The sequence below is a fragment of the Oceanobacter antarcticus genome, from assembly GCF_044962685.1.
Lineage (GTDB): Bacteria > Pseudomonadota > Gammaproteobacteria > Pseudomonadales > Oceanobacteraceae > Oceanobacter > Oceanobacter antarcticus.
The window spans coordinates 79,082-93,729 of sequence record NZ_JBBKTX010000004.1; the positions used below are offsets into that span (position 1 = coordinate 79,082).

Annotated in this window: 14 protein-coding genes; 2 read left to right on the forward strand and 12 right to left on the reverse strand. The window is 53.9% G+C overall.

From position 1 onward, the window contains the following. Positions 1-35: 35 nt before the first annotated feature. The 5 genes from WG929_RS04380 to WG929_RS04400 form a co-directional block, all read right to left on the reverse strand. A complete protein-coding gene (locus WG929_RS04380; RefSeq protein WP_369856581.1) occupies positions 36-587 on the reverse strand; it encodes a DUF2889 domain-containing protein in 552 nt (183 codons plus the stop codon). A gap of 92 nt (positions 588-679) precedes the next feature. After that, positions 680-1,906, reverse strand: coding sequence for a nucleoside recognition domain-containing protein (locus WG929_RS04385; protein ID WP_369856580.1), 1,227 nt, complete (start codon positions 1,904-1,906; stop codon positions 680-682). 119 nt (positions 1,907-2,025) lie between these two features. Beyond that, a complete protein-coding gene (locus WG929_RS04390) occupies positions 2,026-3,069 on the reverse strand; it encodes a TRAP transporter substrate-binding protein (RefSeq protein ID WP_369856579.1) in 1,044 nt (347 codons plus the stop codon). A 158-nt stretch (positions 3,070-3,227) separates the two neighbouring features. Further along, entirely contained in the window at positions 3,228-4,196 is a 969-nt protein-coding gene (locus tag WG929_RS04395; RefSeq protein ID WP_369856578.1) for a PDR/VanB family oxidoreductase, read from the reverse strand. A gap of 1 nt (position 4,197) precedes the next feature. Beyond that, a complete protein-coding gene (locus WG929_RS04400) occupies positions 4,198-5,229 on the reverse strand; it encodes an aromatic ring-hydroxylating dioxygenase subunit alpha (protein ID WP_369856577.1) in 1,032 nt (343 codons plus the stop codon). Positions 5,230-5,435: 206 nt separating this feature from the next. Between WG929_RS04400 and WG929_RS04405 the strand changes: the two genes are divergently transcribed. Then, on the forward strand, positions 5,436-6,158 hold the full coding sequence (locus tag WG929_RS04405) for a GntR family transcriptional regulator (protein ID WP_416205046.1): 723 nt from the start codon (positions 5,436-5,438) through the stop codon (positions 6,156-6,158). A 145-nt stretch (positions 6,159-6,303) separates the two neighbouring features. Here the strand turns inward: WG929_RS04405 and WG929_RS04410 are convergent, their stop codons facing one another. The 7 genes from WG929_RS04410 to maiA all read right to left on the reverse strand — a co-directional run bounded on the left by WG929_RS04410 (position 6,304) and on the right by maiA (position 13,377). After that, positions 6,304-7,314, reverse strand: a complete 1,011-nt coding sequence (locus WG929_RS04410; protein ID WP_416205047.1) for a TRAP transporter substrate-binding protein — start codon at positions 7,312-7,314, stop codon at positions 6,304-6,306. Between the two features lie 411 nt (positions 7,315-7,725). Further along, on the reverse strand, positions 7,726-8,997 hold the full coding sequence (locus WG929_RS04415; RefSeq protein ID WP_416205048.1) for a TRAP transporter large permease: 1,272 nt from the start codon (positions 8,995-8,997) through the stop codon (positions 7,726-7,728). Further along, complete coding sequence (locus WG929_RS04420) at positions 8,994-9,533, reverse strand: TRAP transporter small permease (protein ID WP_416205049.1); 540 nt, start codon at positions 9,531-9,533, stop codon at positions 8,994-8,996. The genes WG929_RS04415 and WG929_RS04420 overlap by 4 nt, the downstream gene beginning before the upstream one ends. 146 nt (positions 9,534-9,679) lie before the next feature. After that, a complete protein-coding gene (locus tag WG929_RS04425; RefSeq protein ID WP_416205050.1) occupies positions 9,680-10,675 on the reverse strand; it encodes a TRAP transporter substrate-binding protein in 996 nt (331 codons plus the stop codon). Between the two features lie 114 nt (positions 10,676-10,789). Next, complete coding sequence (locus WG929_RS04430) at positions 10,790-11,488, reverse strand: fumarylacetoacetate hydrolase family protein (protein ID WP_416205051.1); 699 nt, start codon at positions 11,486-11,488, stop codon at positions 10,790-10,792. Between the two features lie 100 nt (positions 11,489-11,588). Further along, positions 11,589-12,635: a cupin domain-containing protein gene (locus WG929_RS04435; RefSeq protein ID WP_416205052.1), complete on the reverse strand. Its 1,047-nt coding sequence runs from the start codon at positions 12,633-12,635 to the stop codon at positions 11,589-11,591. Positions 12,636-12,738: 103 nt separating this feature from the next. Further along, a complete protein-coding gene (gene maiA / locus WG929_RS04440) occupies positions 12,739-13,377 on the reverse strand; it encodes a maleylacetoacetate isomerase (RefSeq protein ID WP_416205053.1) in 639 nt (212 codons plus the stop codon). Positions 13,378-13,544: 167 nt separating this feature from the next. On the opposite strand from maiA, the gene WG929_RS04445 reads away from it, so the two are divergent. Further along, a complete protein-coding gene (locus tag WG929_RS04445; RefSeq protein WP_416205054.1) occupies positions 13,545-14,477 on the forward strand; it encodes a LysR substrate-binding domain-containing protein in 933 nt (310 codons plus the stop codon). The last annotated feature ends 171 nt before the right edge of the window (positions 14,478-14,648 follow it).

Sequence of the window (14,648 nt, forward strand, 5' to 3'; positions counted from 1 at the left end):
AATGGTGCGCGGTGCGCACCAAACCCGATGCCCGGTTAATCCGTAGCGGTGTTCCACACCAGGGTGTCAGCCCGCCCACCGTCACGATAGCCATAACAGGTATTGTCCATTCGTTTACGGTTCGCCGGGCTATCAGCGAATCCCGTCTGGAATTCCAGCCGGTAGCCTTGCAGGGTCTGGAATGCGGCGGTCGCCAGTACTGGCAGCAGTTCAGTGAGATGGGTGCAGGCGTGCTGACGGCCCAGGGTTTCCTTGACGTCGTTGATCCAGCCGGAGCGGATTTTCATCCCGACCAGCAAATCATAACGGGGGGCTGCTCCATGACAATCCTGATAGGGAGTCGCACGCATAGCCGCACGAACCTCACGAATCACCAGCCGATCATCCACCACCAGAGTCAGGGTCATATCGTGCAGCGCATCACCAATAATCAGGCAACCTCTGTCCGGCAGGTTAGCTTCATAGCCCTTGGTGTCCAGCAAGGTGCCTTCTACTTCCCACAAACCGTCGCTGCGCAGGTAACCCTGAACGTCAATCTGGCGGCGATGTAATGGCGTACGGGTAACGGGGCTGGCTTCTTCAGTCATGGGCATACTCAACAGTTTATCGGTGCATCGAACTGACCATGGTAACTGCCTCGCTGCCGCTGGCAAAGCGGACTCACTGTTGCAGCCGTGTTTCAACCACCAGCAAAAAACCATCCGCCTACCAGCACGGCGGTGATCATCCCAACGCCATCACACAACAGCCCGGCCCAGAGTGCGTAGCGAATCCGGGTAATCCCTACCACGCCAAAGTAGACCGCCAAGACATAAAAGGTAGTTTCTGTACTGCCTTGCATCACCGCAGCAATATGCCCTGCGACCGAGTCAACGCCATGGGTATTCATCACATCCAGCATCATGGCGCGGGCACCGCTGCCACTGAAGGGCTTCATCAGTGCGACAGGCAAGGCGTCGACAAACAGGGTGCTGACACCCAGTGCCGTCAGCAGCCAGCGTACGCCATCCAGTAACAGGTCGAGTGCGCCACTGGCGCGAAAAATACCAATCGCCACCAGCATGGCCACCAGATAGGGAATCAACTGCACGGCGGTTTCAAAACCGCTTTTGGCACCCGCTACAAATTGTTCGTAAACCGGTTGTTGACGCCACAGTCCGGCCGCCACCAGACCGACCATCAACAACAGGATGATGCCGTTAGCCAGTTGCTGTGAGATATCGGCAAGGCGATCCACGGGTACAGAACCGAGCCAGAACACCAGCGTCGCGACAACGGCCACCAGTCCGCCCAGATACCCCAGTACCACCGCATCCAGGCGGATTTTTTGCAGCCACATCACGGCCAATAAACCAGACAGGGTTGAGGCGGTGGTCGCCAGCAAGATTGGCACAAACACGTCGGCCGGATTGGCCGCGCCCAGCTGGGTGCGGTACATAAAAATAGTGACGGGTAACAAGGTAACCGAGGAGGTATTCAGCACCAGAAACAGGATCTGGGCATTACTGGCGGTATCTTTGAGCGGATTGAGTGTCTGCAAGGCCTGCATCGCCTTGATCCCCAGCGGGGTGGCAGCGTTATCCAGACCCAGCATATTGGCCGCCAGATTCATGGTGATGGCACCTTGCGCCTCATGCCCGGCAGGAACCTCTGGCATCAGTCGTCGGAACAGCGGTGCCAGCCCTTGACCGAGCCAGCTGATAACGCCGGTTTTTTCAGCAATGGCAAACAGCCCCGACCACAACGCCAGCAATCCCACCAGACCAATGGCAATATCGACCGAGAGTTTGGCCATATCGAAACTGGCATTCACCAGTTGCTGAAAGATCTCGGTATCGCCGCCCAGCCAGCGCACCAGCGCGGTGGCACATCCGACCAGAAAAAATAATGCCCAAACAAGATTCAAACACAACTCCCGGCGTACACCCTGTCCAGCTTCCGAGTTATACGCCGTCAGTTGTGAATGTCCAGAATCAAGGCGATAGCCGCTTTAGACTTTGCTTTAAGCGTTTATAGCAGCCAGTCTTAATCCTGTTCGTATTTATTAATCAGATCGACAGCTTTTTGGTACAGCCGCTGGCCATCATTACCGGCATCGTCCATTTCCTTGATCCAGCCATCCGTCACCGGTTGCATGGTGGTTTTCCAGCGCGCCGTTTCACTGTCACTGAGCACCAGAATCTGGTTGCCTTCTTCTACGGCTGCCTTGCGTCCGGCTTGTTCCGATTCATCCCAGGCAGCACCTATCCAGCCAGCGGTGCTGATACCCGAGTTGTTATCAATCACCTTTTGCAAATCGGCGGGCAGTTTGGCATAGGCATCCTTGTTCATCGCGAAGATAAAGAACTGGGTATACAGACCCCGGTCGCCATGAATTTCGGTATGGTAATCCACCATCTGGTGAATTTTTAACGGCGCAACCACTTCATAAGGCAACAGCGCAGCATCCAGTACGCCCTTGGAAAAGGCCGATGGCACAGAAGGCACCGGCATAAACAGCGGTGAAGCCCCGGCAAGGGTCAAGGCATCTGCCATTTGCTTGTTGGAAGCACGAATTTTCAAACCGGCCAGATCTTCCAGTCGCGAAACCGGTGTCGTGCGACTGTGAATCGAACCCGGTGCGTGGGTATGCAATGCCAGTAGCTGTACATCGGCGAATGAATCCTGCATTTCCTGCTCGGCATATTCTTGCAACGCCATGCTGGTGATTTTTGCCGATGCCGGCATAAACGGCAGTTCAAACACCCCGGCTTTGGGGAAACGTCCCGGCGTATAACCACCGACCGTCCAGATAATATCAGCAACGCCTTTGCGAGCCTGGTCGTACAGCGATGCGGGCTTGCCGCCTAGCTGCATGGAGGGATAGATATCGATCTGGATACGGCCGTTGGATTCAGCCATTACCTTGTCGGCCCACGGAACCAGAAAACGGCGGTGGGCAGTCGAGCTCATGGGGAGCATATGATGCAGCTTCAGAGTCACTTCCGGCTCTGCAGCGGTGGCGGTTGAAAAGGATACAAGGGCGGCAATGCCCATGCCCAGAACGGAGACCAACTGTTTGATTTTCATACTGAGTACCATAGTTATCTTTTTTATAGTTATCTGTGTATCGATTTGAAGACGTGCGCTAAACGGGTTGTCACGGTGTAAAAATAATCGTGCCCTCCCTGCCATTCAGATTCAGATTCAGATTCAGATTAGCAATCAGGGCGCAGAACGCCCCGTGATTACAGCTGTAACACCAGCCGGGCACTTTTTGAACGCGAGCAACAGGGGGTGAAATGGCTGTTGGCAGCCTGTTCTTCCTCGGTCTGGTACAAATCCCGATGGTCAGGAATACCGTCCAGAACGGGCGTCAGACAGGAACCACAAATGCCTTTTTCACACGACAGCGCGACATCAATGCCCTGTTGTTCCAGTACCTGAGCGACGGTCTGATCCGCTGCGACCGAATAGATCGCCCCGGTGGACTGCAGCTGAATTTCAAATGGCTGGTCATCATCCGAGGCGATCACCTCAGGGGCATCAAAATATTCACGGTGCATGCGTGACGTTGGCCAGCCCTGCCCCAGCGCATCCGCCCAAAGGCTGTCCATAAACCCGGCTGGGCCACAGACATACAAATGTGTTGTCTCTGTTGCTTGAGCCAGCAGGCTGGCCGATTGCAGCCGACCGCCATCCTGACTGATGTGCAAATGTACCTGTTGTGCCCACGGCTGTTGCTGCAACTCACCAATAAACGCCGCCTGCTCCAGACTGCGGACGCAATAATGCAATTCAAACGAGCGCCCTTGCTGGTACAGCTGATAGGCCATCGCCAGCATCGGCGTAATCCCGATGCCTCCGGCCAGTAACAGACTGTGAGTGGCCTTTTTTTCCAGAGCAAACAGGTTGCGTGGCATACTGATCTGCAGTCGGCTGCCGACCTTGACGTCCCGGTGCAGCGCCTCCGAGCCACCCCGAGATCCGGCATCACGCAGCACGCCAATACGGTAGTGGTTCGGCTCTGCCGTCGCATTGCAGAGCGAATACTGGCGAATCAGACCACCAGGCAAATGGACGTCGATGTGAGCACCGGCTTCATAAGCCGGTAATGGCACAGCGTCAGCACTCACCAGTTGATAGCTGTTTACCTGGCTCGACTCCCGGCAAATGCTGGCAACCCGAACCTCAATCAGATCCGTTGGCGCAATCATTTCAACGCTCCGTTTCGGCGGTCAGCAAACGTTCAATCACACGGCGTGATTGCACCCCACCGGCATCAATATTGAGTTTGAGCACATCGCGATTCGGATAGGCCAGCAGGTTCTTTTGCTGCAGTTCCAGCATTTCCAGATCTTCACTGAAAATCTTGCCCTGACCTTCGCGAATACGATCGGTTAACGCCTGATCGTCCGGGCAGAAATTACGGGCCATACCCCAAAAGTACCAATGGGAGGTTTCGGTTTCCGGGGTGATAAAATCCACCACGATGCACGAGGCGCGGTCTTTCTTCTCGGCATTGATACTGCCCTTGCCTGCCAACGCCACGCCGACGTCAATCATCACGTGACTCGGCGGAGTGAACCGGCACACCTGCCAGCGATCCACCACTTCGTTGGGATCCAGACCATTAGCTTCCATATTAGAAGCCCAGAAAGGCGGAGCCTGAATGTTTTCCATAAACCGGGACGTCAGCACCTGTTCACCTTCCACCGTAGTTTCTGGCGCAGCTTCGTCGATTTCTTTCTGGCCAATAGACGACGCATGGACGTAAGTTTCATGGGTCAGATCCATCAGGTTGTCGACCATCAGCCGATAATCGCACTGGATATGGAACAGACCACCACCATAGGCCCACTCATCACTTTCGGCCCACTCGCATGGGTGCAGTTTTGCTGGATCCACGGCCGCCTGATCTCCCGGCCATACCCAGACAAAACCATAGCGCTCAATCACCGCATACGCCTTGACGCAAGGGAAAGCGCGTACCCGCTGACCCGGCATACTGTCTACCTTGCCGTCGGATCCCATGGCCAAACCGTGGTAACCACACACCAGCTTGCCGTTTTCGACATAACCTAACGACAGCGGCGCACCACGATGAGGGCAAAAATCCTCAACTGCGGCGGCAGTACCGTTCTCATCACGGAAAAACACGATATTTTCGCCACAGATCTTGCGCCCCAGGGGTTTGGCTTCGATTTCATCGGGAGTACACGCAACGTACCAGGCATTTTTAATAAACATGGGAGACCTCTCTTTGTTCTTATTGGATCCAATTAAATCAAAAATGAACAATAAATCAACAAAAAATAGATATATTTGTCATTTATGGATCCATAAATAAAAAAATAACAAAGAATTGATGGGAAAAACCGGGTAACTCACAGGCATCCTTGATCATCCCAGCCCCGTGTTAAGATCTCTGCCAGGTACACAACGACGAGAGATCCATGGCAACAACGGGGCAGCAAGTACTGGTTACCTTGCGCAAACAGATTGCCGACGGCCAGCTGACCGCCGGTCAACGACTGGCAGAAATTCCTACGGCAGAGGCGCTTGGTGTGTCCAGAATGCCGGTACGAATGGCATTCCGGGCGCTGGAACAGGAAGGTTTTCTGATCAAAAGCGGCCGCGGCTACACCGTCCGGGAAACCTCCTCAGAAGAAATTACCGGCGCGATTGAAGTCCGGGGCGTACTGGAAGGACTGGCGGCTCGCCAGGCGGTTGAGCGGGGATTGGATCCAGGCGTAATTGACACCCTGCGGCGTTGCCTGCAAGAAGGGGATCAACTGTTTTTGCACGGCTTACTGAGCGATAACGACTTCGATCGCTATCACGACATGAACTGCCTGTTTCATGACACCATCATCAAGGCAAGTCATAACCCGGCGGTCGCCGCCGCGCTGGCGCGCAACGATCACATGCCCTTTGCCTCGGTCAAGGCACTGGCGGTGGATGCCAGTCAGCCGGAGCGAGAATTCAAACGTTTCTACTACGCGCACCTGCAACATCATGCCATCGTTGATGCCCTGTCCCAGGGACAAAGTGCCAGAGTTGAAGGGCTGATGCGAGAACACGCCAATGCCACACTCAACTATGTTGATGACCAACAACAGAACAACGCCAACGTTTGGGTTCGACGCAAAAGCCCAAGTGGTACGACGCGATCATAACCATAAGCCAAAGCTGGCTGTCAGCCAGCCGTCGCACCGCACAGTAACCAGGTCTTTTTGCCCGGTTACTGAGAACACAGTCAGCCGGAAAGCGGGCCGTTGGCCCTTTGCCCCCAGACTGATACTGCCAACGATAAATGAAATGCTAGCGTGGGTGATATTGCTCATAAAAATGCTTGATCACCGGATTGGCAGCGGTATAACGCTTGATTACGGTACTGATCGCCGCCGACATCTGCTCCGCCCCCAGATTGGCTACTTTCACTCCTTCACGCTTGAGCAGCGCCAGGTTATTGATCTCGGCTTCTTCCTGGCGTTGGAACCCCCAGGCTTCGGCTTCCTTGAAAGCGGTCATCACCATTTGCTGACGATCGACGGTCAAGCCGTCCCACCATACCTTGGACGCCACGACAACACCCGGAAACGCCATATGGTTGGTCACCGTCAGGTAGGGTGCATCACGATAGATCTTCAGGCCCACCAGCATATCCAGGTCAACATCGACCGCATCCAGCTGTTTATTAAGCAAAGCGGGTTGCGTATCAAGCAGTGCCAACTGCATCGGTACAGCATTCAGTGTTTGCCACCAATCTTTGAACACCTGATCAGGAAACGAACGGATTTTCATGCCATTAAAATCGCTGACATTGGCAACAGGACGGGTTGACACCACCTGACGCATTCCTGCCAGGGCATACCCCATACCGACCAGCTGACTCGACTCCAGCCGCTGCAACATTTGTTGGGCATCGGTACCGGCAGTCGCCTTGGCGACGGCTTGGACATCTTTAAACAGATAAGGCAAATACCAGCCGCTGAAAGCGGGTTCAAGAGACGACAGACTGCCCGCCGTCAGAATCGCCAGGTGTAATTTACCGGACTGTAATTTTTTGATCGTTTCCGCCTCACCCTGCATTTTGGCCATTCTGGATGAGCGCAAACGTATCTGATCATGAGAGGCCAGCTTGAGATTATTACTCATCCGGTCTGAAATCTGGCTCCAGATATGGCCTGGCGGTGTCACCATTCCGATACTATAGGACTTCGCCTGAGCACCAGAAGTGGCCAAAGTCAAGCCAACCATTGCGGTTACCGGGAGCAAACAGCGGGTAATCTGGCCACATATTGCGTGTATCGAAGCAATCTTCATCGTCATAACATGTCCTGATAGGTAGAGAGCGCGTTCTCCATGAACTCTCAGATTATTTATTGGTTATTAGGGTAGCCCTAAACAATCCTGCATCCTTTTATTTATACGTTTTTAAGTATGATCAATACAATCCGAAATATCAGCAGTCATTCAGTGATCTATCACTAATATGCCCCGCCAGCAGATCCACGAACGATAACAAAGCAAAAAAAAACAAAAAAAAAACAAAAAAAAAAGCGGCCACAAGGGCCGCCAAGACTAGAGCTAACAGAGGAGAGCTGAAGGACAATGAAACTACTTATACTAAGAACCCCTCTCCATCCGTTGGTTCCAGTGACTGTTCAAAAATAACTTTTTTTTTCCGGTACTGGCTTCTATTGATCCATTTTTCAGCCAGATCCCCTGCCCAGCGCCTGGCTAACGCATCAGGCCAGGTAACCACAGAGACAATTCCGGCACCAGCGCAATAATGACCATGCTGATTCCCATCGCCAACAAAAATGGCAACATGGCACGGAACAGCGACATCATTGGCAGGTTGGCGGTGGTCATGGCAATGTAGAGTCCCGGCCCAACCGGAGGCGTCACCAGCCCCACCAAGGTGGCAAGGCTGATAATCACGCCGAAGTGAATCGGGTCGATACCAAAGCCAACGGCTGCGGGCAGGATTATCGGCACAATCACAATCATCACCGCGATGCTCTCCAGGAACATACCCAGGACGATGACCATGGCGTATACCAGCATCAGGAAGGCAACGGGGGATTCCGTTACACTGGTTATCCACTCCACCATCATGTCCGGCACACCTTCAAACGACAGCGCCCAGCCAAACACTGAGGCGGCAGCAATCAGTCCGGTAATGGTGGCGGTGTTAATGGCAACCGAGGCAAAAATCTCACCCAGATCCCGCAGCGAGATAGTTTTGTACACCAGCAAGCCGATCAGGAACGCCATCACTGAGGCAATCGCCCCAGCTTCTGTCGGAGTCATGACCCCCATCACAATACACAGAATCACCACAATCGGGATGGTGCCAGGCAGCAAACCGTCAATCAGGTCACGCTTGACGTTCTTGTGCGCCATCGACTCGCCCTTGGGTAATTCCTTGAACACCCCGGTCAGGAAGATGACCAGGGCAAATCCGGCAATAATCAGTATGCCGGGGAGAATACCGGCAATAAACAGATCCGAAATCGGCTGGTAGGCGACAACGCCGTAAATAATCATCAACATGGATGGCGGAATGATCGGCCCCAGCAAACCACCGGCCATGGTAACAGCGGCAGAGAATTCCTTGTTGTAGCCTTTCTCGACCATGGTCGGAATCATCAATCGGCTCATCACCGAGATCTGCGCCGTTGCCGAACCAAGAATCGATGCTGCCATGGCGTTGGTCAGCAAATTCACATAGGCCAGGCCGCCCTTGAAGCGCCCGACAAAAACGTCGGCAGCGTTCATCAGTCGTGACGTCAGGCCGCCCTTGTTCATCAACTCCCCCACCAGCATGAACAGCGGGATGGCCAGTAATCCATTCTGGCTCAATGAGCCATACAGCTGGATCGGCAAGGAGCTGACCAGCATGGTGAGATCCATTTCATAGAGAAAAACCAGCGTCCCCAGCACCAGGGTCAGAAAAATGGGCAACCCGGTCAGCAGGGCCACAAAAAAGGCAATCAGAGTGGTCATGAACGCACCTCTGGGCCATCGCCGGTGCTCTCATCTTCGACCAGTAATTGATGCATATCGATATTTTCAGGGATCAGCACTTTCACCGCCTGATGCCAGGTCATGCAATAAAATGAGAACACCAGTATCGAGTAGTTGTACCAGCGCGGTATCTGGGTGGTAGGTGAGACATCACCACGAATCTCTGGACGCTGAATCCATTCGGTGGCGAAATAACACATGATGCCCAATGTGATCAGGCCGACAATATCCAGCACACGCAGCAACACCAGCGAGCGCTGCGGTTTCAGCATGGTCAGGAGAAAGTCTACCCGCACCAGCTTGCCGCTGTAGGTCAGGTAACTGACGCCAACAAACGAAATAATAATCAGCACCTGCACTGCGACTTCTTCTGCCCAGAACAACGGGCTGTTAAAAAAGTAACGCAGGATAACCTGCGTACAGAGAATCAGCGTCAGGCCAGCTGTCAGCGCCACCATCAACCAGCGTTCACCACGACCAATCGCGTGGTCCAGCGTTTCCAGAAATTTGAGCATGAGAACCTCGAAGACCCAGCAGCGTCACGAGATGACTCCGTTGCTGCTGGTCAAACTGATAACCAAACCTCGGTCGGGGCCGAACATCTCTGTGCCGATCCAACCGACCAGGCGGTGCCTGCGGTCACTGCAGGCACCTGCGCGGCTTATTTGTTTTCGGTGTAGAACGCTTTGATATCAGCATTCGTGCTGGTGTATTTGTCAGACACCTTATTCATAACCGGCACCAATGATGCTGTATCAAAGTCGACGACCGTAACGCCTTCTTTTTTCAACAGTGCCAGATTACTGATCTCGGCTTCAGCTTGCTGTTGAAAGCCCCAGCTTTCAGCATCCTTGAACGCGGCCATCACGACTTGCTGTTGTTGTGCCCCCAGGCCGTTCCACCACTTTTGGGAGGCGACAACCACGCCGGGAAACGCCATATGATTGGTCAGTGTCAGGTAAGGTGCCTGCTGATACATTTTCAGGCCTACCACCACATCAAGATCGACATCCACGGCATTCAGCAAGTTGGTGGTCAGCGCTGGTGAGACACCGGACAACGGCATGGCTGTAGGAGCCGCTCCCATATCGGTCCAGAAATCGTTAAACACGCTGTTCGGAAACGAACGGATCTTTTTGTTGGCAAAATCGTCGACCGATCCCATTGGCTGAGTCGACAACACATGGCGCATCCCGGCGAGGGTGTAACCCAGACCAACCAGCTTGTGCGCTTCAAGTTTTTTCAGCATCGCTTGCGCTTGTGGCTTGCCTGTCGCGACTGCCGCATCGCTGACACTGTCGAACAAGCCAGGCAGGAACCAACCGGAAATAGAGGCTTCTCGATTGGATAACACGCCGGCCGTCAATACCGCCAGTTGCATGCCGCCGGACTGCAGCAAATCGATCATTTGCTGTTCACCGCCCAGTTTGGACAGTGGATAGACCTTGATCTTGGTCTTGCCCCCGGTGGTTTCTTGCAGGGTGTTATTAAAGCGTTCAGACACCTTGTTCCAGATATGACTGGGTGGCGTCACCATGCCCATACGCAAGGTATCGGCCTGGGCTGAAAAGCTAGTCGCCGTCACCAAAGTTCCAAGCACCAGGCTGGAGAGGGTATGGCGGAATGTTCTGCGAACATCGCGGAGTACGTGAGTCATGATATTGGCCTTATCGTTATTGTTGTGTTTCGATATGTCACGAGCACCCACTAGGGCACCCGCATTCGCCGGACACTGCGCCAGCAGCCGATCAGCTGACAGCTGGCACTCTGTTCAGGCGATGGTCAGGGAAATGTCGCCCACGTTGTCGATCTTGCCGGTGATCACATCACCCGCAACCACAGGGCCAACACCTTCTGGAGTACCGGTATAAATCAGGTCACCGGGCTGCAAGTGATAAAGTTTGGACAGGTGGGCGATGACTTCGCGCACATTCCAGATAAGCAGTCCCAGCGTGGTTTTTTGTTTCTGCTCACCACCCACAGACAGTTCAAGGTTCCCCTCAGTAATGACACCGACATCTTCCTTGCGGTAGATCGGAGCCAATACCGCAGACTCTTCAAAATCCTTACCCAGATCCCAGGGACGACCGGTTTCGCGGGCTTTCAGCTGCAGATCGCGACGGGTCATGTCGAGACCACAGGCATAGCCGTAGATCAGTTCATCAGCGTTGTCTTCGGCCACTTCAAAACCGGCCTTGCCAATGGCAACCACAAATTCCATCTCGTAGTGGTAGTTGGCGGTTTGTGGCGGGTAAGCCACAGTGCTGCCGGACGGCACCAGGGTAGAGGCATCCTTGATAAAATAAAACGGTTCCTGGGTGCTTTTGTCGACGGTGACACCCATCTCCGCTGCGTGGGCGTGGTAGTTACGCCCAACGCAGAAAATACGGTTTACCGGGAAACGGGCATCGGTGCCAACAATTTCGGCAGTGACCGGCGCTTTGGCCGGAAAAATCAGATGAGTTGTCATGGTTTCTTCTCGCTGTAAGTGCGTCATTAAATCGGGTGCAGCAGACTCTTTCTGAGTAGCTCATGCGGCACATGGCGTATAGCGGGCGTTAGCAACGCCGTTAGAAAATACCCAGATACTGGTGTAACGGGCTTTCGTCGGCGCTGATCAGAAACGCTGGTTCAGTCGCGGATCGGTTCGTCAGGGTAATGTCGGTGTAACCCGGTGCGCACAGCGTGTCCTTGTTGATAAAGTCCAGCGGTTCCGCACCGGCGGATGCGTGCCCCACAACATTCATCTGACCAGCACCTTCAACCACATGGAAGACCACCGGCGTGGTGCGTTTTGGCAAGGTAATGGTTTCTCCCGGACGTAACATCAACGCGCCAAAACCAATACTGGGGAACAACGGCGTGCCATTTTCAGGATTCACATAGCTGATGCTGAGCAGACCTTCAGGGTATTCGCTGGCCATTTCGAGCAGGCAGGTACGAGTCTTGGCCCAGGGATAGCGCAGCATCGGGCTGTTACTGTCACCGCGCTGGAAGCCCATATTGGGAACCACACCGGCGGCACTGTAATCAGCAAAGGATTTGTCGCGCTCAGAGCGTTTTTGCTGCAGTTGGCCTTCCATTGCCCAGGAGCTTTCCAGACGATAGACCAGCGGCAGGTCGAGCACATCCAGCCAGACAATCGGGCCAGTACCTTCATGATGATGTTCATGCCATTTACCAGCCGGGGTCAGGATCAGGTCACCACGTTCCATCCGGCATGGCTCGCCATCGACCGTTGTAAAGGCACCTTCGCCTTCTACGATAACGCGCACCGCATTCGGGGTATGCCGATGATTCGGAGCCGTCTCGCCTGGCAGGATCAGCTGCAAGCCCAGGTAAATACTTGGGGTTGCCTGCATGTTTTCCAGACCATGACCCGGATTGGCCAGTACCAGCACACGCCGCTCGGCTTTTTCCATCGGCGTCAGTTCACCGGCTTGCAGCAGCAACGGCCGGACACTCTCGTAACTCCAGTTCAGTACCTGGGTATGACGTGTCGGTATGCGAGGTGGTAACACCGCCCGCATCGATGGCCACAACGGCACCAGATTGGTTGCAGTCAGATCATCGCGATAGCCCTGTGGCAGATCTTCAAGCTTGCCGAGTTCGTGCATGGTTCAATCCTCATGGTCTGGAGTGACAATCCTGTCATCACTCAATGTCACTTGTGCAACGCCACTGGCGTCGGAGTCTTTTGTTATTGGTCAGACATTTATATTATTGGCTGTCCGGCTGATTCGCCGGAGCCGCCTGCTGGAACGCCGGTAGCGTCTGGCAGTATTGGTAAATCGCCAGTATCCGTGTGTAGGCACTCAGATCACAGCCAAAACGCTGGGCATTGGCGACTTGCGGAATCAGGCAGACATCGGCCAGAGTCGGTTCATCACCAAAACAACAGCAGCCATGACCATATCTCGCCAGCAGCGCTTCTACTGCGTCAAACCCTTCCACCACCCAGTGGTTGTACCAGGCTTTTTTCTGTTCCTCGCTCACTCCCAGTTCTTTGCTCAGATAGCCCAGAATGCGCAGGTTGTTCAACGGGTGCATATCGCAGGCAATGGCATTGGCGACTTCCAGCACCCTGGTTTTCGCCACCAGATCCGCAGGAACCAGCCGTGACTGAGGGTATTTTTCATCAAGATAACTGAGAATGGCGAGAGACTGGGTAACCTGAGTGCCGTCGTTGTCGATCAGCAAAGGTACACTTTTGTTCGGGTTTTTTGCCACATACTCGGCGGCAAATTGCGCACCAATACGAATATTCACACCCTGATATTCAAAATCCAGGTTTTTTAATGCCAGTGCGATCCGTACCCGGTATGAGGTGGAGCTGTTAAAAAAACTGTAGAGCTGCATTTATAGTTATCTCCGGTTGCGGCCATGGCACGGCGTCAGGCAAACCGCGCCATCTCTCAAACTGTTAAAAAGATTATTGACGAGCCCTGGTAGATCGAATAATGATAGTTTTAGATAGAGCCATAACCTGAGATATATACCTTGAGAGATACATTGAGAGAGATACATTGAGCTGGACGCGGCAATTACGACTGAAACACCTGAGCCTGCTGATTGAACTATCAGAGAGTGGCAGCCTGAGTGATGTAGCCCGCACTTCCCACACCACCCAACCAGGGTTGTCGAAATGGCTGAAAGAACTGGAAGAGGATATTGGCGCACCGCTGTTTGAACGCCATTCACGCGGGCTGCGGCCCACCCCACTGGGCAGTCTGATGGTCAGTCATGCCCGGCGCATGCTGTCGGAAGTGGAACGTACGGAGCAGAACCTGCATTCGTTAATGCAGGGCGGCAACCGCATTCTCTCCATTGGCACCTCCCCGGCGTCCGCGCCAAGTTTTGTTCCTGCCGCCATAATGCGTTTTCTCAAAAGTAATCCGAATGCCCGTATCCGGGTGGAAGAAAGCACCATGAACGAAATGTTGGCCAAACTGGAATTGGGCAAGCTGGATCTGGTGGTCGGCCGGATGGACAACTACCGGCCACGTCCAGTCATTGGCAGTGCCATTCTCTATAATGAAAGGCTGCGTGTTGTCGCCCGTCCAGGTCACCCGCTCACCCGGAAAAGCAATCTGACCTGGGAAGACCTTTACCAGTACGACTGGATCGTCTGGCCCGACGGCACCCCCATCCGCAGCAAACTCGACGCCGCCCTCACCGCCGCAGGCCAAAAACCGGCGCCATTACGGATTGAATCGGCTTCACAGATCGCCAACCTCTGGATGATCAAATACAGCGATATGCTGTCGATCAGCTCCGAACGGGTGGCCATGCATTTTGAAGAACGGGGTTTGGTCGTGCCGCTGGCGATGGATATTGAGCAGTCCGGCGGGAGCGTTGGCATGTGCTGGCGTGATGAAGACAGCCAGGACGATATGATCGACCTGCTGCTGGCTTGTTTCCGCAACGAAGCCGAACGGGTCGCCGACGAATTGGGCTAGGAGCCTGTCGGACTTAGGCGTTCGTCGCGAGGGAAAGACTGGTTTGAGCGATGTTTGCGCAAATTTGAAGCGAATAGCGGTTCTATTTCACTTAACAAGAGTTTGCTCAAAAACGAGCCGGATTCAGCTTTTCCGCAGTAGAGCAGCCCTAAACCCGACAGACTCTTAGGA